Below are 18,289 nucleotides of genomic sequence, written 5' to 3'. Positions count from 1 at the left end.
AAATGGGCTTGATGGACAAACACGCGATCATCGAGAAGAACGCCACGCTTCTCCTCGTTGGCTCGCTGCTCGTGGTGACAGTCGGCGGCATCGTCGAGATCGCGCCGCTCTTTTACCTCGACAACACGATCGAGAAGGTCGACGGCATGCGGCCCTACTCGCCGCTGGAACTCGCCGGACGCAACATCTACGTGCGCGAGGGCTGCTATCTCTGCCATAGCCAGATGATCCGGCCATTCCGCGATGAAGTCGAACGTTATGGTCACTACAGCCTGGCGGCCGAGTCGATGTACGACCACCCCTTCCAGTGGGGATCCAAGCGGACGGGACCCGATCTCGCTCGCGTCGGTGACCGCTACTCCAACAGCTGGCATGTCCAGCATCTCAGCGATCCGCGCTCCGTCGTGCCTGAGTCGATCATGCCCAGCTACGCCTTCCTGAAAGACAAACCGATCGAGGTGAAGGACTTCTCGACGCATCTGATCGCGAACAGGCGGGTCGGCGTCCCCTACTCCGACGACATGATCGCCAATGCCAATGCGGATCTGATGGCGCAGGCCGACCCCAATGCCGACACGTCCGGCCTGGAAAAGAGATATCCCAAGGCCAAGATCGGCGACCTGGACGGCAACCCGCAGCAGGTCACCGAGATGGATGCGCTGGTGGCATATCTGCAGATGCTCGGCACTCTGGTCGATTTCAAGGATTACGACGAAGCCGCCGGCTACCGCTGAGGAGAACGAGCAATGGACTACAATTTGATGCGGGAGTTCGCCGACAGCTGGGGCCTGCTCGCCATGGCGCTGTTCTTTGTCGGCTGCATTGTCTTCGTGCTTCGACCTGGCGGTAAATCGCACGCGGACCAGGCGGCCCGGATACCACTTAAGGACGATTGATCATGAGCAGCGAGCATATCGACGAAACCTCGGGCATCGCGACAACCGGCCACGAGTGGGACGGGATCAAGGAGTTCAACAACCCGCTGCCGCGATGGTGGGTCATCACCTTCTACGTCACAATCGCCTGGGCGATCGCTTACACGATCGCGTACCCGGCCTGGCCGATGCTCAGCTCGGCAACCCGGGGCGTTCTTGGCTTCTCCAGCCGCAACGACGTCAAGAACGAGATGGCGGCCGCGGAAGCCGCAAAGGCCAAGTACCTGGCGGCGATACAATCCAAGACTGTCTCGGAGATCGCCGCGGACGACTCGCTGCGCGAATTTGCCGTTGCGGCGGGCGGCGCGGCGTTCAAGGTCAACTGCGTGCAATGCCACGGCTCGGGCGCCCAGGGATCGACCGACTTTCCGAACCTCAACGACGACGATTGGCTTTGGGGCGGCAAGGCGGAGCAGATCCAGCAGACGATCAGGCACGGCATCCGCTTCGCAACCGACACCGATACACGTCAGTCGGAGATGACCTCGTTTGCCGACGTGCTCAAGCCCGAACAGATCGCCCAGGTCAGCGCCTATGTGGCGAGCCTTTCCGGGCCGGTGCAGGACAAAAGCCTGATCGAGCCCGGCGCCAAGGTTTTCGCGGACAATTGCGTCGCCTGCCACGGCGAGAATGCAAAGGGTAACAGGGAGCTGGGGGCGCCCGATCTCACCGATGCGATCTGGCTGCACGGCTCCGGCGAAGCAGCCATTGCCGCACAGGTGCGAGCTCCGAAAAATGGGGTGATGCCTGCCTGGATCGGCCGGCTCGGGGAGACGACAGTGAAGGAGCTGGCCGTCTATGTCCATTCGCTTGGCGGCGGAGAATAGGAGTCGGGGACCTATTCTCGGCCCTCAGCCGCACAAGCGACGAGGCCCGGCCGTGCCGGGCCTCGGTTTGATTTTGATGAGGGGAATTGACCTGCATCAACGCGACACGCCGTAACCAATTGCAAGACTGGCAGGCAGAGGCGGGCTTCGCTCCGTCACAGCTGGAGATCGTCGTGCTTGATCAGACGCAGGTAGAACGGCTCGAGGCCGAAGCGGTCAATTCCGCAAAGACGCGACAGCCGCTTTACGCTGCGCGCAAGAAGATCTTCCCGAAGCGCGCTTCCGGCCGTTTCCGCCAGTTCAAATGGCTGGTGATGGCGATCACGCTCGGCATCTACTATCTGACACCATGGCTACGCTGGGATCGCGGACCGTTCGCGCCCGATCAGGCCGTCCTCATAGACCTAGCCAACCGTCGGTTCTATTTCTTCTTCATCGAGATCTGGCCGCAGGAGTTTTACTACGTCGCCGGCCTGCTCATGATGGCGGGCGTTGGTCTTTTCCTGATCACATCGACGGTCGGGCGAGCCTGGTGCGGCTATGCCTGCCCGCAGACGGTGTGGGTCGATCTGTTCCTCGTCGTGGAACGCGCGATCGAGGGTGACCGCAATGCCCGCATGAAGCTCGACGTCGCGCCCTGGAGCGCACGCAAACTTGTCCTGCGTGCATCCAAGCATGCCATCTGGCTCGTCATCGCAGTAGCCACCGGCGGCGCCTGGATTTTCTACTTCGCCGACGCGCCGAAGCTCCTCGGCGAAGTCTTCACGGGCACGGCCGCGCCCGTCGCCTATGTCACGATCGCCGTCCTCACCGGCACCACCTATGTATTCGGCGGGCTGATGCGCGAACAGGTCTGCACCTACATGTGCCCGTGGCCGCGCATCCAAGCTGCGATGCTCGACGAGAATTCGCTGACGGTGACATACAACGACTGGCGCGGCGAGCCACGCTCTCGTCACGCCAAGAAGGCTATTGCCGCCGGTCGACCGGCCGGCGATTGCGTCGACTGCAACGCCTGTGTCGCCGTCTGCCCGATGGGGATCGACATCCGCGACGGTCAGCAGTTGGAATGCATCACCTGCGCGCTCTGCATAGACGCCTGTGACGGCGTGATGGACAAGCTGGGACGCGAGCGCGGACTGATCTCCTACGCAACGCTGGCGGACTACAACGCCAACATGGCGGTGGCGACCGCCGGCGGTACAAGTTCAGTCAATCCATCGCTCGTCAGAACGGCGAGTGGCGCCTTCGTCGACGGCTTGGCGCATTTCCATCTGGGCAAGATCTTCCGCTTGCGCACCTACATCTATCTCGGTGCGTGGTCGGCGATCGGCTTGGCGCTGGTCTATTCGCTGCTGACGCGCGAAAGGCTGGAACTGAACGTCCTGCACGATAGGAATCCGCAGTTCGTAACCCTCTCGGATGGTTCGATCCGTAACGGGTACACAGTCAAGCTGCTCAACATGATACCAGAGCCGAGGACAATCGAAGTCACGCTGACGGGGCTCGACGGCGGCGAGATGAGCATCGTCGGTATCGACCAGCCCGCTAGCCGCTCGTTCTCCGTTGCGGTCGAACCCGACCGATTGAAGGTTCTAAAGGTTTTCGTTCGTCAACCGGCCGATCAGATCAGGAAGCCGGCGCAGAGCTTCAAATTCCGCATCGACGACACGGCAAGTTCCGAAACCGCCGAATACACGGCCACTTTCAATGCCCCGGAGAACAGCAGATGAGCGTCGAAATGCGTAAGCCGCGCGAGTTCACAGGCAAGCATATGTTGATCTCCATTCTGGCGTTCTTCGCGGTGGTGATCGGCGTCAACGTCACCATGGCCACGCTCGCCCGGAAGAGTTGGACCGGCCTCGTCGTCGAGAACACCTATGTCGCAAGCCAGCAGTTCAACGAAGAGGCGAGAAAAGGAAGGGCGCAGGCGGCGCTTGGCTGGACGGGCAAGCTGGCCATCGCCTCTGGAGAAGTCCGCTACAGCCTTGTCGACAGTCAGGGCAAACCGGTGCCGCTGCGCGGCGTCAAGGTGCTGTTCCGCCATCCGGCCTACGAGGCCGAGGACGAAGCCCTCACACTTGCGGCGTTGCCGGACGGCGCTCCGGGGGACACGGGCGCGTTTGCCATTCGGCACACGCCCAGGAATGGCGTCTGGATCGTGGAGATCGATGCAGACGCGGGGCTTACGTCACCGTTTCGCGATGTTCGTCGTGTCATGATCTCGAATGGAGCCTTGCAATGAGCTGCTGCGCGCCAGGAGCCGAAATGGCTCTGGACATGGCCGACGCGGCGCCCGCCGTGCCGTCCAGCGACGAAATAAAACTGGCCAGCCGCTCGCTTGACGATGGCTATCGTCAGACAGATCTGTCGGTTCCGTCGGTTCATTGCGCAGGCTGCATCCAGGCGATCGAGGCAGCGCTGGCGAAGCTCGAAAACATCGACTCCGCCCGCGTCAATCTCTCGACGAAACGAGTGTCTGTTCGCTGGCGCGGACAACAGGTGCCCCCGTTCTTCGCGGCGCTCTCGAGGTTGGGCTATCAGGCCCACCTTTTCGATCCGGAGAGCGATGAGAAAGACAGGACGCTGTCGGAATTGATCCGGGCCGTCGCCGTCGCCGGCTTCGCAGCCGGCAACATCATGCTGCTTTCGGTATCGGTCTGGTCCGGCGCCGAGGGCGCGACACGCGATCTGTTCCATTGGCTGTCGGCGCTGATCGCCATCCCGGCGCTCGCCTTCGCCGGCGGCATCTACTTCCGCTCCGCCGCGAACGCGCTGCGCCATGGCCGCATGAACATGGACGTGCCGATCGTGGTGGGTGTGTCACTCGCCTACGCGATGAGCCTTTACGAGACCATCAACCATGGCGAACACGCCTATTTCGACGCCTCGGTGTCGCTGCTCTTCTTCCTGCTGATCGGCCGCACGCTCGACCATGTCATGCGGGAACGCGCGCGAACGGCCGTGAACGGCTTCTCGAGACTCGCGTCGCGGGGTTCGCTTGTCCTCAGGGATGACGGCACGCGCGAGTACGTGCCGGTCGCCGAACTTGTTCCCGGGCTGCGCCTGCTCATCGCTGCCGGAGAACGCATACCGGTCGACGGCGATATCGTCAGCGGGAATTCCGACCTGGATTGCTCGATCGTCTCGGGCGAAAGCGCGCCGAAGACCGTCGGCGCCGGCGCTCACGTGCAGGCCGGCACGCTCAACCTGACGGGCCCGCTTACGATGCAGGCGACCGCCGCCGCAAAGGATTCGTTTCTGGCGGAAATGGTTCGACTGATGGAGGCCGCGGAAGGCGGCCGCTCGCGTTACCGCCGTATCGCCGATCGCGTATCCGCGCTCTATGCGCCAGTCGTCCATCTGGCGGCCTTTGTGACATTCCTCGGCTGGATGGTCGCTTCCGGCGATTGGCATCGGGCTCTCACCATCGCCATTGCCGTGCTGATCATCACCTGCCCCTGCGCGCTCGGCCTGGCGGTGCCCATAGTCCAGGTTGTTGCGGCCAGACGCCTGTTTGAGGCCGGCATCATGGTCAAGGACGGTTCAGCGATGGAGCGTCTCGCCGCGATCGACACGGCTGTGTTCGACAAGACCGGGACGCTCACGCTCGGGCGCCCAAAACTGATAAATGCATCCTCGATAGATCCGACCATGCTCGCGATCGCGGCAGACATGGCGACTCATTCCAACCACCCGTTCTCGAGGGCGATCGCCCTTTACGCCGGGTATGCCGGCCAGCCCAGTGTCGAATCTGTCAGCGAGCATCCGGGCTTCGGCGTAGAAGCCATAGCGGAGGGGAATACGTGGCGGCTTGGAAGACGCGGATGGGCGGGCTGGAAGGCCAGCACTGGTGGCGAAGGCAAGCTCGGTGGCTACGGCGGCACCGTGCTTTCTAAGAATGGAAACATCGTCGCGTGCTTCGCTTTTGAGGACGCCCTTCGGCAAGACGCCAAGGCAACGATCCAGCAGTTGAAGAGCGCCGAGGTTTCGGTCGATATTTTGTCCGGAGACACCGCGAAGGCCTGCGGCGAAGTTGCCAAATCGTTGGGAGCCGACAGTTTCGTTCCGGCGCTGCTGCCCTCGGGAAAGGTGGAGTGGATCGAAACGCTGACCCGCTCCGGGCACAAGGTGCTGATGGTGGGCGACGGCCTCAACGATACACCGGCATTGCGTGCGGCGCATGTTTCGATGGCTCCGGCCACCGCGGCCGACATCGGTCGCCAGGCCGCCGACTTCGTCTTCCTGCGCGAAAGCCTGCTTGCCGTTCCTTTGGCGATGGATGTCTCGCGCAGGGCCGGCCGGCTCATTCGCCAGAACATCGCCATTGCGATCGCCTACAATGCCTTTGCCGTTCCGATCGCCGTTCTGGGCCTCGTTACGCCGCTCATCGCGGCGATCGCGATGAGCGCCTCCTCCCTGATCGTGATCGCAAATGCGATGCGGCTTCAGGGAATGGCGAAAGCGGTGCCTGAAGCCGCGCCGGCCCGGCGCCGCACCGATGTCATCGACGTGGCCCGTCCATGACCACGCTCGTCTATCTCATTCCAGTGGCCCTGTTCCTGGGAGCGCTCGGCTTGTGCGGCTTCCTGTGGGCTCTGCGCAGCGGCCAATACGAGGATCTGGACGGAGCTGCCGAGCGGATACTGATCGAGCCAGATAAGCGAGACAGCGAAAGCCGTCAAAACAAACTGACATAGATCAAGGCAGCGTTGTCCCCGGCGTCCGAAAAGAAGGCTGACGAAAAGCGGGAGATTTCGATGCAAGCTCGGGACATCATGACGACGCCGGTGGTCACAATCACCGCCTCTGCCTCAGTCGCCGAAGCGGCTGATCTGATGCTGACCAGGAACATCCGCTGCCTGCCGGTCGTGGGAGACGATGGATCGCTGACTGGCGTCATCAGCGAAGGCGATTTCCTGCGCCGGGGCGAACTTGGCACTAGACGAGCCCGGCCTCGCTGGCTCGAATTTCTGGTCGGTCCGGGCAAGCTTGCTGACGAGTATGTCCGTTCGAGCAGCCGCCGAGTGGCCGAGGTCATGACCACTGGCGTCGTTTCAGCAGCGCCTGGCGCTTCGCTCGCCGAGATCGTAGACCTCATGGCGACCTACGACATCAAGAACGTCCCTATCCTTGACGCTGGGAAGATCGTGGGCATCGTCAGCCGCTCCGATCTGATGCGCATCCTGCTTCGCACTCTGCCCAAGTCAGGCTCCGCGACTGTCGACGACGAGGTCATCCGCAGGAACATTCTTGCCGAGTTGCGAGGGCAGTCCTGGAGCGTCGGCGGCGACCTCATCGGCGTCACGGTCAAAGAAGGCGAGGTCGAACTGAACGGCGCAATTTTCGACGAGCGCCAGCGAAAGGCCGCTGTCGTTGCCGCGGAGAACGTCGCCGGGGTCAAGAAGGTCACGGACAAGCTCTTCTACGCCGGACCGTTGTCGGTCGTGCTCGTCTCATGACGAGCTTGCGCGGCGTGTATCGCTCGAAGCTCGCCCTGCCCTGAGGTGCAGCGCGACACCCACGGTGCGCTCGGGGCTTCCTGCCGAGCGTTAGATCGCGACCAACAACGGTCGAAGCAGCAGCAGGGCAAATCCAACAAGCACCGCGCCCGCGACCTTGTCGGCTATCCGCCTCCCTCCGGGAAGCCGCTTGCCCAGCAAAAACCATAGCGACCCTGTTATGGCGGTGATGCCGAGAAGCACCAGCCAGAAGATGCCAAGTTCGTCGGGACCGGCATCCATCGGCACCATAGCCAGGCAATAGATGAACGCCTTGGGATTGAGCGCGGTGGTTGCCAGCACGGACAGGCCATCGCGTTGCGATATGTCGATCGAGCTGCTGGCCATCAGGCGCAGCCCCAGGACTGAAAGCCATCCAACCGCGACGAGTTTGAGCGTCTGAATGGCGTCAGGCGGCATCAAAGGGCGCGACAAAAACCAGAAACCCGCCGCGATCCCATAGCCACACGCCTGTGCCGCCAAGAGCTTGGCCGCCTGCTCGCGCTTGACCGCGCCTGCCATCAGGAGGGCGTTGGTTGGCCCCGGAGCGACAAAGACCAGAAATGCTTCGAGAAGAAACAGGCTGTTTGACATCCGGCAGCGGCCTTCCGAGCTTGCTTGCTGCCCGGTCGCCAAGCAGCTCGTTTCGTCAGCGTCAAGCTTCAATCAACGAACGGACTGCAATCGCGCGATCAGGTCGCTGTTGCGGCAATAGGCCGGCGGATGGTCGGCATGCGCGGTTTCATCGAGCCAGGCGGCGCATTCGTCCTGATGGCCGCAAGACCGGCACCGGTCGACAGCACGGCTGGTGACGGCTGCATGATCCGCCACAACTTTCAGCTGCCTGTCGACGCCCATCTTCTGCATCATGCGTCCCATCAAGGCAGTTCTGGCGTCGACTCCGATCAGATATTCGAGAAAGCTCATGTCATCACACTCCTTGGATGACCTTTCATTGCCATCTCAGGCGGTGCGCGACGTTGATCTCGATCAAGGAGCGCTATCCATTTCGTGAAATTGCTTCGCCCGACGGGCCGATTTTGTCGCCAGGAACCTAGCCCGCAGTCCCGAATATTGCTCCAATGCCCGCGGTCAAGGCCATTGCCAGCGCTCCCCAGAATGTGACCCGAACCGTAGCTTTCAACACATTGGCGCCGCCGGCCCTTGCGCCGATTGCACCCAGCACCGCCAGGAACAGCAGCGACGCAATTGAAACGACTGCAACCAGTCTCATGGGCGGTGAAAGAAGCACCATCGCCAACGGCATGATCGCGCCGATTGAAAAAGCCGCCGCCGAAGCCAGCGCGGCCAGTATCGGTCGTGCGGCGGTTACCTCGGAAATGTTAAGTTCGTCGCGGGCGTGTGCGGCGAGAGCGTCCTTGGCCATCAACTGGTCAGCGACCTGCAACGCGAGCTGAGGCTCCACACCCCGATCGATGTAGATCTGGGCAAGCTCCTGCCTCTCGAACTCGGGTTGGCTCGCCAGTTCCTTCCGTTCACGCGCGAGATCCGCGTGCTCGGTATCGGCCTGGGAACTGACGGATACATATTCGCCGGCGGCCATCGACATGGCGCCCGCCACCAGGCCCGCGACGCCAGCTATCAGCACGCTGGCAGTGGTGGCATTGGCGCTTGCAACACCAATGATCAGGCTGGCGGTCGAGACGATGCCGTCGTTTGCGCCGAGCACCGCGGCTCGTAACCAGCCGACGCGTGAAACCAGGTGATTTTCGGTGTGAAGACGACTCATCTGAGCAAAGGAACAATTGTCGGTTTGGTCACGGTTTGCGTCTCACATCGGCAAGCGCGGGAAGGCACCCCGACCGTTCATTGCCCCTCGATCCGAACAAATGCCTTGAGCAAAGTCAATTGGCGACTCCAGTTCGTCGATCGGACATTTCTCCCAAGGCAAGGGGCGCTGACAGCCAGTTGTCAGCTAGCTCATGAGATATTGCTCCTAACATGCACGCAACGGCTCAGCCGAGGCGCGCCCGAAACTGGAACCGTGCTCATGAAACAGATCGCCTTGTCTCTCTTCGTGATCGCCTCGTCCGGGGCCTATGTCTGGGATCAGGCAGGCAAGCTCCCCGACAACGATCTGATCGATGCACAAGGGGCCGCCAATCCGCCAGAGCAGAACATGTCGTCGCCGGCCACCGCAGCCACTCCGTTTGCTCCGGCGCAGGCGCCGATGGTGGCGCTGCCCGCAGACCCCCAACTGAATGTGCCGCTGGAGCAGGCACTGCGCGCAAAGGTCGAGGCCAGGAAGGACACCTCCGCGACGATTGCGGCTCCGCAGCCTACCTTTGCCGACAGTCAGCCGGAGGTGACTGAGACACCGCCTCCGCTGCCGAAGTCAAAGGTGGAACTCCCAAGCGCAAATGCCACTCCGCCGGAGACACCGACATTCGCCGTGACGCCTGCCGTCTACATTCCAATCCCGCAGCCGCGGCCGGACTATCCGCAAGCGCGCGTCATCCATACTGGCATGAAGCTCGCGGCCCACGGCTATACGGACGGGGTCTACACCGGCCCCGCCACCGACGCCTACTATGGCATCATCCAGATCCAGGCGCTTGTCCAGGGTGGCCGCATCACGGCACTCAAGGTGCTGAAATACCCCAATGACCGCCGCACCTCTGTCAACATCAATCGCCAGGCGTTGCCGATGTTGCGTGATGAAGCGATCAGCGCGCAGAGCGCCAATGTGGACATCATCTCGGGTGCGACGCTGACCAGCAAGGCCTTCATCCAATCGCTCGGCGGTGCCCTGAAGAAGGCTTCCTCCTAACTTCATGCGCGAAACCCGAATTCTGATGGGAATGCCCGTCACGGTCGATGTCGGAAGGGCCGCCGGCTCGCTGGTCGAGTCCGTCTTCGACTATTTTGGGCAGATCGACCGGCGCTTCAGCACCTACAGGACAGACAGCGAGATTTCGGCCATCAACCGAGGCGATGTTCCGGTCAAGGATTGGAGCGGCGAGATGATGGAAGTGCTGGCGCTGGCCGAGCGGACAAGAAGCGAGACGAACGGATATTTCGATATCCGCAAGGCAGACGGTTCGCTTGACCCGTCCGGGATCGTCAAGGGCTGGGCCATCCGCAATGCCGCCGATATCGTTCGCAGGGCCGACGTCGGCGATTTCTTCATCGAGGCGGGCGGCGACATTCAATCCCGCGGCAGGAATGCGTCCGGCGAAGACTGGAGCATCGGCATCCGCAATCCCTTCAACACGAATGAGATCATCAAGGTCATCTATCCGCGTGGCCGCGGCGTCGCCACGTCCGGCACCTATGCGCGCGGCCAACACATCTACAATCCCCATGGCTCCGGCGAGCCTGTCACCGACATCGTCAGCCTGACGGTCGTCGGGTCCGATGTTCTCGAAGCCGATCGCTTCGCCACCGCCGCCTTCGCCATGGGCCGGGACGGCATCTTCTTCATCGAGCAGACTCCCGGGCTGGAAGGGTATGTGGTCGACGTCAACGGTCGCGGCACACCGACAAGCGGATTCGGAGACCTTTGCGAACCATGATCAAGGCATTCGACCGTTTCCTCGATCACGTAACCATGTACCGGCTGGTGCTCTACTATCTGATGGTGCTGCTGGGCACGGCCTTGGCCTTCTGCTTCGTCAGGCTCGTGCCGCATGATCCGCTGGCGCTCGCTTACACCACCGCCCTGACAGTCGGCGTCTGCTGGATCACCAACAAGGCCTTCGCGCTGGTCTTCGAGATTCCGGCAAACACCGAATCTGTCTATATCACGGCGCTCATTCTGGCCCTCATCCTCGATCCGGTCGGGGTCACGGACCTGAAGGGAATCGGGGCCGTTGCTTTCGCCTCTGTTTGGGCGATCTCATCGAAATACATCCTGGCCGTTGGTCGAAAACACCTTTTCAACCCGGCGGCCCTCGGCGTGGCATTGTCGGCATTGTTGCTGAACCAGCCGGCCACCTGGTGGGTTCGTGGCAATCCATGGCTGCTTCCCGTGGTTGTCGTCGGCGGGATACTGATCGTCCGGAAGCTACGACGCCTGGATCTTGTCGCGACATTTCTCGCCATGGCCCTGGCGACCGTCCTGGCAACAACCGAACCCGCGCAATATGGCACCGCCTTCAAGGAAACGCTGGGCTCGTCGCCGCTATTGTTCTTCGCTTTCGTGATGCTGACCGAGCCGCTGACGGCGCCTGCACAGCGCTGGCCGCGGATCGCTTTTGCGGCCATCGTCGGGTTCCTGTTCGCGCCAAACATCCATGTCGGCTCGCTCTATTTCACCCCCGAGCTCGCGCTCCTGGCCGGCAATCTCTTCGCCTTCTCGGCAAGTCCGAAAGGGCGCTTCATCCTAACTTTGGAACGCATCGAGCAAACCGCCGTCGATAGCTATGACTTCATCTTCAGACCATCGCGAAAGCTTGCCTTCCAGGCAGGCCAATACCTTGAGTGGACGCTGGGCCTCGACCGTTCCGACAACCGCGGCAACCGGCGTTACTTCACCGTCGCCTCATCACCTACCGAGCAATCAGTGCGGCTTGGCGTCAAGTTCTATCCGCAATCAAGCGCTTTCAAGCGAGCGCTGGGCGCCATGAAGCCCGGTGCCACGATCCACGCTTCACAACTGGCCGGCGATTTCACGCTGCCATCCGATCCAAATACCAAGATCGCTTTCCTGGCGGGCGGTATCGGCATCACGCCGTTCCGTTCGATGCTGCAATATCTCATCGATCGCGAGGAAGTCCGGCCCATCATCGTTCTCTACGGAACCGAGAGCCAAGACGGCATCGCCTATCGAGACGTGCTTGGCGTGGCGAGACGCGAACTGGGCATAAAGACGTTTCACGCCGTGGCCAAGGGTGCTGGGCGCGGCCAGTATCCCGGCTATATCGACGCCCGCCTGGTACGCCTCACCATGCCCGACTACCTCGAACGCACCTTCTACATCTCTGGCCCTCAGGTCATGGTCAAGGCGCTGCGCAGGAACCTGCTGGCCATGGGCGTTCGCCGTTCCAGAATCAAAGTCGATTACTTCCCCGGATTCACCTGAACGCTCAACCATGATGAGGCAGGTAAATGGTCACCGCCAGACCGGAGTTGGCATTGGCCATTTCGAGGCGGCCGCCATAAGCTTCGACGATATCAGAAACGATCGCCAGGCCGAGGCCGCTGCTGCCGCCGCCCTTGCTATCAAGCTGAACGCCACGCAACAAAGCGGCATGCAGCGCGGTCTCGGGAATGCCCGGCCCGTCGTCGACGACCTTGATGATCACCTCGCAAGCGCTTTCGGACGCGCTCACATGAACCAGGGAGTTCGCGAAACGCGTCGCGTTCTCCACAAGATTGCCGAGAACCTCGGATAGGTCGCCTTCGTCGACCGGCGCCATGAAGTCCTCGGCGACATCGATCGTGAATGAGAGCTGCTTGCCCCTGGGCGTTCGTTTGACGACAGCAACGACGCCGTTCGCCACCTCTCGAACAAGGCACGCGGCATCGCCGGAAACGCCGGGCGCAAGACGAGCGCGCGCCAATTCCCGCTCGACGTGGCGGCGAATTGCGCCGGCGCTTTTCTCGATCTCCTCGGCAAGTTCGGTCTCGCCCTTCTTGCGCAAGGTCCGAATATCGGCGGAAAGGACCTGCAGGGGCGTCTTGAGGCCGTGCGCCAGATCAGTGGCGCGAGAGCGCGCGCGAGACAGGGCCTTTTCCTGTGCGGCGAGCAGGCGGTTTATTTCGTCAGCGAGTGGCTGGACTTCGCTCGGCGCGGCCACATCAAGCCGAGCTTTCCGCTGCGCAATCACGTCCCGGACGGCGACCCGCAGGCCCTCCAATGGCGCCAAGCCGACGGTGATCTGGATGAAGAATGCGCCCATCAAAGCGAAGGCGAGCACCATGAGCGCCGGCGCGAGATCACGGACATATTCGCCCACCGAGACCTCGACATTGCGATGATCCTCCGCAACGACAGCACGAAACGCCCGCCCGTCGGCGTCGGTGATCGTGCGCAGAACGGCAACGGTGAGCTCGCCGCCTGGCCCCTTGAGTTCTTCCTTCGTCAGTTCGCCATTCGCTGCCTGCTCGGGCAAGGCAAGCGTGGCATCCCACAAGGAGCGCGATCGAACGAGGCTGTGGGTTGCAAGGTCTTCCACCTGCCAGTAGTGCCCGGATAGCGGACTGGCGAAGCGCTGATCTGCCAGCGTCGATGCCACCAGCAGGCGGCCATCGGCCGCGAAGCTCGTCGCGCCGATCAACTCATTGAGGTCGACGGTCAACTCGCTGACGACCCGCCGCTCGACGTTGAGCTCGAACAGATAGCGCAGGCCGACGCCGGCGATGGCAAGAGCAATCACGATCGATATGGCTGCGGCCGACCACAGCCTGAAGCGGATCGAATTGCGCATCAGCCAGGCCCGCCCGGCACCAAATACCCGAAGCCGCGCCGGGTTTCGATGACACCGCTGCCGAGTTTCCGCCGCAGACGCGCGACGATCACTTCGATCGTATTCGGGTCGCGTTCGTTGTCGGAACTGTACAGATGCTCCGCGAGTTCGGTCGGCGCGACCACACGACCGGCATGGTGCATCAGGAACGCCAGAAGCCGATACTCGAGCGGCGAAAGTGCCACGGGAATGCCGCGAAGCGAGATGCGCATCTGGCGCGTGTCGAGCGACAAGGGACCCGACTTCAGGACCGGTGCCGCCTGCCCGCTGGAGCGACGCAGGATGGCGCGCAATCTTGCCAACAGTTCCTCCATTTCAAAAGGCTTGGGAAGGTAATCGTCGGCGCCGGCGTTGATGCCTTCCACCCTCTCCGTCCACAGCCCCCGCGCCGTCAGGATCAGGACCGGAAAGCGCCGTCCGTTGGCGCGCCAGCGCTTCAGAACCGTGAGGCCGTCAAGCTTCGGCAATCCCAGATCCAAGATCGCGGCATCGTAGTTTTCGACGTCGCCTGCAAACCATGCGGCCTCACCATCACTCACGATATCGACGGCCATGCCGGAGGCCTTCAAGACCGCCGCGATATCGGCCGCGATGCGTGGTTCGTCTTCTGCCACGAGTATCTTCATTTGCGGTCGCCTTCATTGCTCAAGACGGCGCCGGCGCCGGCATCGACCTCAACGACCCTGCGCCGTCCATCGGCAGCAACCACCTGGAACCGATAGATCCACTTGCCTCCGGCGCGAATGAGGTCGACCGCAACGATCTCACCAGGAGCCTTGGCGCGGACGATGGCCATGATATCGGCGAGGCCCTCGATTTCGCCGCGCTCATGAAGGTCCCGCGCGCGGTCGTGGTCGTCGTCGTCGTCATCTTGCGCCCTGGCGGCCAACGGCGTGACCAGCACAAGTACGGCCATCCCCAGGGCTGCAAGGCGTATCCACCCGATCTTCATGGACGAGAGCTGTCGCATGCCGAAGCTGTCAAACCGCTGTCAATCATCGTCAGCCGGCGGCAAGGACCACGTCTCTATCAAGGGCCGCCGTGCCCGATGATGGGTGCGCAAAGAAGGATTTGAAACCATGCGCAATCTTCCTGTTTTGCTTGTCGCCCTTGGAGGCCTGACCGCCTTTGTCATACCCGCTGCCGCGGAATCCGACCACCATGGATCATGCGCAGCCGCATCCGCCGCGGCTTCCGCGACAATCGACCTCGAGGCCATCCCCATAACGAGCGCCACTGATCCCAAGGCGGTCAAAAGTGTCGGCGACGACGAATGTGATGGCAGCAAATTTGGGTCGCACGCGAACGCCGGACAGCAAGACGAGGCATTCGGCGACAGCGACGACGATTGACGGATACTTGAGCTCTTAACGCTGCCCTCATTCTTCCCGGAGAACTTCCAATGCCTGAGATTCAGCATGTCCATCCCATTCTGGTGCATTTCCCTATTGTGCTCATCTACACACTCGTGGTCATCGATCTCGCCGCGCTCGCCGGCAGCAATGCCGTAACAATGCGATCGGGCGTAGGAACGATTTCCACCTTTGTCGCTGTCGCCGCGGGATTGTTCGCCATCGCAACCTGGCTCTTCGGCGGCATGGCCCTTGACCATGCTGAAGCCGCCGGTTTCAGCAGCGAGATAGCGGAGATACATGAGAGCTTGGGCACAGCCAGCGCCATCGCCTTTCTGGGTTGGGCGCTCGTCCGGCTCGCGCTGTGGGTACGAAATCGCGAACTGGGGACGTTGTCTCTCGCCATACCCGCCATTGAAATCGCAGGCGCGGCCCTGGTCACGGTAACCGGCTATTATGGCGGCCAGCTTGTCTATGACCTTGGCGTGAACGTCACCAAGGCCGCCGTCGGCGGTTGACGTCGCACTCTTGGACATCGGGCCATCCACATCGAACCGCATCCTTCGGCTCAGCCCGGGATGCGGATTGGCGCGGCCCGATTTGAGGCCGCAGTTTTTCGGTTGGGCCTGGATCGGCTGCCATGGTCGAAAAGCCAGCTCTTTGTGAGCTCGGATACGAGCACGTAGAGCGCAGTAATCGTGAGCAGCCCTGCCAGTACGGGTGTTGCCAGGGGCACAAATCCGAACCAGCCGGCGAATGGGACGAAAGGGATGGCGATGGCGACAACAGCAACGCCGACTGCGAGGCCGGCAAGCAGAAGACTCGGACGGCTGCGCCAGAGTCTCCTGCGGGTCCGCACGACGAGCACGATAGCGAGTTCGGTGAGCACGGATTCCACGAACCACGCGGTCTGGAATGTAGCTGCCGTGGCATGAACGGCCAGAAGGAGGAACGCGAAGGTTGCAAAGTCGAAGAGCGAGCTCACCAGCCCGAAACTCACCATGAACCGTCGCACGAAATGGATATCCCAGTGACGCGGACGGCGCACCTGATCGACATCGACATTGTCCCCCGCAATTGCGAGAGCCGGGATGTCGGAGAGGAAATTGTTCAGCAGGATCTGCTTGGCCAGCAGAGGCAGAAACGGCAGGTAAAGCGAGGCGGCTGCCATGCTGATCATGTTGCCGAAATTGGCGCTGGTCGTGATGGAGATGTACTTCATCGTGTTGGCGAAGGTCTTGCGGCCATCGTCGACGCCCCTCACCAGTACGCCCAAGTCGCGCTTGAGCAGGATGATGTCCGCGGCTTCGCGCGCCACATCGACGGCCGTATCGACCGAAATGCCGATATCTGCTTCATGGAGCGCCGGCGCGTCGTTGATGCCATCGCCCAGATAGCCGACCACGTGGCCGCTCCGCCGCAACGCCTCGACTATGCGCTCTTTCTGGTTCGGGTCGATCTCGACGAAGAGATCGGTATTGCGGACACTGGCCAGAAGCCCGTTCTTCGTCAGCTTCGAGAGATCCTCGCCGGTCATGATCCTGTCGGCCCGCAGACCCACGGCCTCGGCCAGATGCGCCGCGACATAGCGGTTGTCGCCGGAAATGACCTTCACGCCGATGCCTCGGCCGGCAAGCGCCGACAGTGTCTCCCGCACCCCCTCCTTTGGCGGATCGAGAAACAGCAGGAACCCTGCGAACGCCATGTCAGCCTCGTCGTCACGGCTGAAGCCCGCCTTGCTCTGAAATCGCCGGACCGCCAGGCCGAGAACGCGATAGCCTTGCGCGCTCCAGCGTCTGAATCGTTCGTCGATTGCCTCGCGTTCCGTCGCGCCGAGGGGTGTCAAGCCACGCGAACCTTGCACGAAGCCGCAAGCGTCGAGGACGTTCTGCACGGCTCCCTTGGTGATAAGGATCTGCTCGCCCTTCCTGTCCCGCACTGCGACCGACAGGCGCTTGCGCACAAAATCGTAGGGGATCTCATCGATCTTGGTGAAGCGGGACAAATCCTCCCGTCTATGCGTTACGCTTGCAATCGCCTCGTCCAGAGGGTTCTTCAGGCCCGTCTGCAGAGTCGCGTTGAGCCAGGCGAAAAGCAGGACGTCTGTTGATGCATTACCCTCGACGTCGAACGATCCATCGAGGTGGATGACACCCTCCGTCAGTGTCCCGGTCTTGTCGGTGCACAGCAGATCCATGCTGCCGAGATTCTCGATCGCATCGAGACGGCGCACGATGACACCACCGGCGGCCATCGTCCGGGCGCCCCGGGCCAAGGTCACGCTGATGATCGCCGGAAGCAGTTCGGGCGTCAGACCAACCGCCAGCGCCAGTGAAAACAAGAGCGATTCGATGAAGAGCCGGTTGAGCATCACATTGGCGAAGAACACCAGGATGACGATCACAAGCATGATCTCGGTCATCAGATATCCGAACATCCTGATGCCGCGAGCAAACTCGGTCTCGGGTATCCGTCGCTCCAGTGCTTCGGCGATCGACGCGAATTCGGTGTGCGCCCCCGTGGTGACGGCCAGCACCTTTGCCGTTCCGCTGCGAACCGAGGTACCGGTGAAGACGGCATTGGTCCGCTGCGCGATGCCGGCTTCGGGCGCGGAGCGGCCGGCGGACTTCACGACGGGAAAAGTTTCACCGGTCAGAACGGATTCGCTGACGTTGAAATCCCGCGACTCTAGGATGACGCCGTCGACGGGAATCAGGTTGCCAGCCGACAGGCAGACGACGTCGCCGGGAACGATCTCCTCGACATCGACGGTGCGTTCGAAACTGTCGCGAAGCACGGTCACCTTACGGGAGATTCGGTTCTGCAGCGCCTTCATCGCTCGCGAAGCGCCATACTCCTGAGTGAAGCTGAGGACGCAGCTGGCAAGCACGATCACGCCGATGATAGCGGCTTCATGCCCCTCCCCGACGAACGCCGAAACAGCAGCGGCAAAGACCAGGATCAGGACCAACGGGCTGCGAAACTGCCGCGCGAATACGCTTAGCGCCGATCCGCCGGCCCGAGGCGCCAGCGCATTGCGACCGAATTTGGCCAGCCGGATTGCGGCGTCAACGCTCAGCAAGCCGGACGTGGAGGTTTCCAGCTGGGCGACCAGCTCATCGGTGGTGAGCGACCAGTATGCAGCCTCGACGTCGCCGGAAAAGCGGCTGATCGGTCGCTCCTCACCTGGAACACCGTCCAGCCGATCCGGGCTATCTGCCGTGGTGGTCACCATGGTCGTGC

At 62.0% G+C, this 18,289-nt stretch carries 20 protein-coding genes; 13 read left to right on the top strand and 7 right to left on the bottom strand.

Annotated elements, in window-relative coordinates:
* The first annotated feature begins 2 nt into the window (after nt 1-2).
* The 8 genes from ccoO to P9230_RS11390 all read left to right on the top strand — a co-directional run bounded on the left by ccoO (nt 3) and on the right by P9230_RS11390 (nt 7,224).
* Nucleotides 3-734: a cytochrome-c oxidase, cbb3-type subunit II gene (ccoO, locus tag P9230_RS11425; protein ID WP_128203428.1), complete on the top strand. Its 732-nt coding sequence runs from the start codon at nt 3-5 to the stop codon at nt 732-734.
* A gap of 12 nt (nt 735-746) precedes the next feature.
* Nucleotides 747-896, top strand: a complete 150-nt coding sequence (locus tag P9230_RS11420; protein ID WP_278118997.1) for a cbb3-type cytochrome c oxidase subunit 3 — start codon at nt 747-749, stop codon at nt 894-896.
* Between the two features lie 2 nt (nt 897-898).
* A complete protein-coding gene (ccoP, locus tag P9230_RS11415) occupies nt 899-1,762 on the top strand; it encodes a cytochrome-c oxidase, cbb3-type subunit III (protein ID WP_278118995.1) in 864 nt (287 codons plus the stop codon).
* A 173-nt stretch (nt 1,763-1,935) separates the two neighbouring features.
* Complete coding sequence (gene ccoG, locus P9230_RS11410; protein WP_128203324.1) at nt 1,936-3,495, top strand: cytochrome c oxidase accessory protein CcoG; 1,560 nt, start codon at nt 1,936-1,938, stop codon at nt 3,493-3,495.
* Nucleotides 3,492-4,007, top strand: a complete 516-nt coding sequence (locus P9230_RS11405; protein ID WP_128203323.1) for a FixH family protein — start codon at nt 3,492-3,494, stop codon at nt 4,005-4,007. The genes ccoG and P9230_RS11405 overlap by 4 nt, the downstream gene beginning before the upstream one ends.
* Nucleotides 4,004-6,289 (top strand): cation-translocating P-type ATPase, encoded by a 2,286-nt coding sequence (locus P9230_RS11400; RefSeq protein ID WP_278118991.1) that lies wholly within the window; start codon nt 4,004-4,006, stop codon nt 6,287-6,289. The genes P9230_RS11405 and P9230_RS11400 overlap by 4 nt, the downstream gene beginning before the upstream one ends.
* A complete protein-coding gene (ccoS, locus tag P9230_RS11395) occupies nt 6,286-6,462 on the top strand; it encodes a cbb3-type cytochrome oxidase assembly protein CcoS (RefSeq protein ID WP_278118989.1) in 177 nt (58 codons plus the stop codon). The genes P9230_RS11400 and ccoS overlap by 4 nt, the downstream gene beginning before the upstream one ends.
* Nucleotides 6,463-6,522: 60 nt before the next feature.
* Complete coding sequence (locus P9230_RS11390) at nt 6,523-7,224, top strand: CBS domain-containing protein (protein ID WP_278118987.1); 702 nt, start codon at nt 6,523-6,525, stop codon at nt 7,222-7,224.
* Nucleotides 7,225-7,314: 90 nt separating this feature from the next.
* Here P9230_RS11390 and P9230_RS11385 read toward each other — a convergent pair whose 3' ends face one another.
* The 3 genes from P9230_RS11385 to P9230_RS11375 form a co-directional block, all read right to left on the bottom strand.
* The gene (locus tag P9230_RS11385) at nt 7,315-7,899 is read right to left on the bottom strand and encodes a hypothetical protein (RefSeq protein ID WP_278118984.1); all 585 of its coding nucleotides are present in this window, start codon (nt 7,897-7,899) and stop codon (nt 7,315-7,317) included.
* Nucleotides 7,900-7,929: 30 nt separating this feature from the next.
* Complete coding sequence (locus P9230_RS11380; protein ID WP_278118983.1) at nt 7,930-8,190, bottom strand: DUF6455 family protein; 261 nt, start codon at nt 8,188-8,190, stop codon at nt 7,930-7,932.
* A gap of 127 nt (nt 8,191-8,317) precedes the next feature.
* Nucleotides 8,318-9,013, bottom strand: a complete 696-nt coding sequence (locus P9230_RS11375) for a VIT family protein (RefSeq protein WP_278118981.1) — start codon at nt 9,011-9,013, stop codon at nt 8,318-8,320.
* 261 nt (nt 9,014-9,274) lie between these two features.
* Between P9230_RS11375 and P9230_RS11370 the strand changes: the two genes are divergently transcribed.
* From P9230_RS11370 to P9230_RS11360, 3 genes are read left to right on the top strand one after another with little or no spacing between them, the layout of a single operon-like run.
* The gene (locus P9230_RS11370) at nt 9,275-10,054 is read left to right on the top strand and encodes an FMN-binding protein (RefSeq protein WP_278118980.1); all 780 of its coding nucleotides are present in this window, start codon (nt 9,275-9,277) and stop codon (nt 10,052-10,054) included.
* A 25-nt stretch (nt 10,055-10,079) separates the two neighbouring features.
* Nucleotides 10,080-10,799, top strand: coding sequence for an FAD:protein FMN transferase (locus P9230_RS11365; RefSeq protein ID WP_278118978.1), 720 nt, complete (start codon nt 10,080-10,082; stop codon nt 10,797-10,799).
* Nucleotides 10,796-12,307: an RnfABCDGE type electron transport complex subunit D gene (locus P9230_RS11360; RefSeq protein ID WP_128203355.1), complete on the top strand. Its 1,512-nt coding sequence runs from the start codon at nt 10,796-10,798 to the stop codon at nt 12,305-12,307. Before P9230_RS11365 ends, P9230_RS11360 begins: the two co-directional genes overlap by 4 nt.
* A 4-nt stretch (nt 12,308-12,311) precedes the next feature.
* Here P9230_RS11360 and P9230_RS11355 read toward each other — a convergent pair whose 3' ends face one another.
* Genes P9230_RS11355 through P9230_RS11345 form a run of 3 tightly spaced genes read right to left on the bottom strand, consistent with a single transcriptional unit; the run spans nt 12,312 to nt 14,610 of the window.
* The gene (locus P9230_RS11355; protein ID WP_278118976.1) at nt 12,312-13,655 is read right to left on the bottom strand and encodes a HAMP domain-containing sensor histidine kinase; all 1,344 of its coding nucleotides are present in this window, start codon (nt 13,653-13,655) and stop codon (nt 12,312-12,314) included.
* Nucleotides 13,655-14,320, bottom strand: a complete 666-nt coding sequence (locus P9230_RS11350; RefSeq protein ID WP_128203356.1) for a response regulator transcription factor — start codon at nt 14,318-14,320, stop codon at nt 13,655-13,657. Before P9230_RS11350 ends, P9230_RS11355 begins: the two co-directional genes overlap by 1 nt.
* Complete coding sequence (locus tag P9230_RS11345; RefSeq protein ID WP_278118972.1) at nt 14,317-14,610, bottom strand: PepSY domain-containing protein; 294 nt, start codon at nt 14,608-14,610, stop codon at nt 14,317-14,319. The genes P9230_RS11350 and P9230_RS11345 overlap by 4 nt, the downstream gene beginning before the upstream one ends.
* A 163-nt stretch (nt 14,611-14,773) precedes the next feature.
* Here P9230_RS11345 and P9230_RS11340 point away from each other — a divergent pair, with 163 nt between their 5' ends.
* Both P9230_RS11340 and P9230_RS11335 read left to right on the top strand, forming a co-directional pair.
* Nucleotides 14,774-15,046, top strand: a complete 273-nt coding sequence (locus tag P9230_RS11340) for a hypothetical protein (protein ID WP_128203357.1) — start codon at nt 14,774-14,776, stop codon at nt 15,044-15,046.
* Between the two features lie 50 nt (nt 15,047-15,096).
* Nucleotides 15,097-15,564: a DUF2231 domain-containing protein gene (locus P9230_RS11335; RefSeq protein WP_128203358.1), complete on the top strand. Its 468-nt coding sequence runs from the start codon at nt 15,097-15,099 to the stop codon at nt 15,562-15,564.
* A 50-nt stretch (nt 15,565-15,614) separates the two neighbouring features.
* Here the strand turns inward: P9230_RS11335 and mgtA are convergent, their stop codons facing one another.
* Nucleotides 15,615-18,281: a magnesium-translocating P-type ATPase gene (mgtA, locus tag P9230_RS11330; RefSeq protein WP_278118969.1), complete on the bottom strand. Its 2,667-nt coding sequence runs from the start codon at nt 18,279-18,281 to the stop codon at nt 15,615-15,617.
* Nucleotides 18,282-18,289 lie beyond the last annotated feature (8 nt).

Origin of the sequence: Mesorhizobium sp. WSM4887 (assembly GCF_029625865.1) — a bacterium.
Lineage (GTDB): Bacteria > Pseudomonadota > Alphaproteobacteria > Rhizobiales > Rhizobiaceae > Mesorhizobium.
This window is presented reverse-complemented; position numbering and strand designations above follow the sequence as displayed.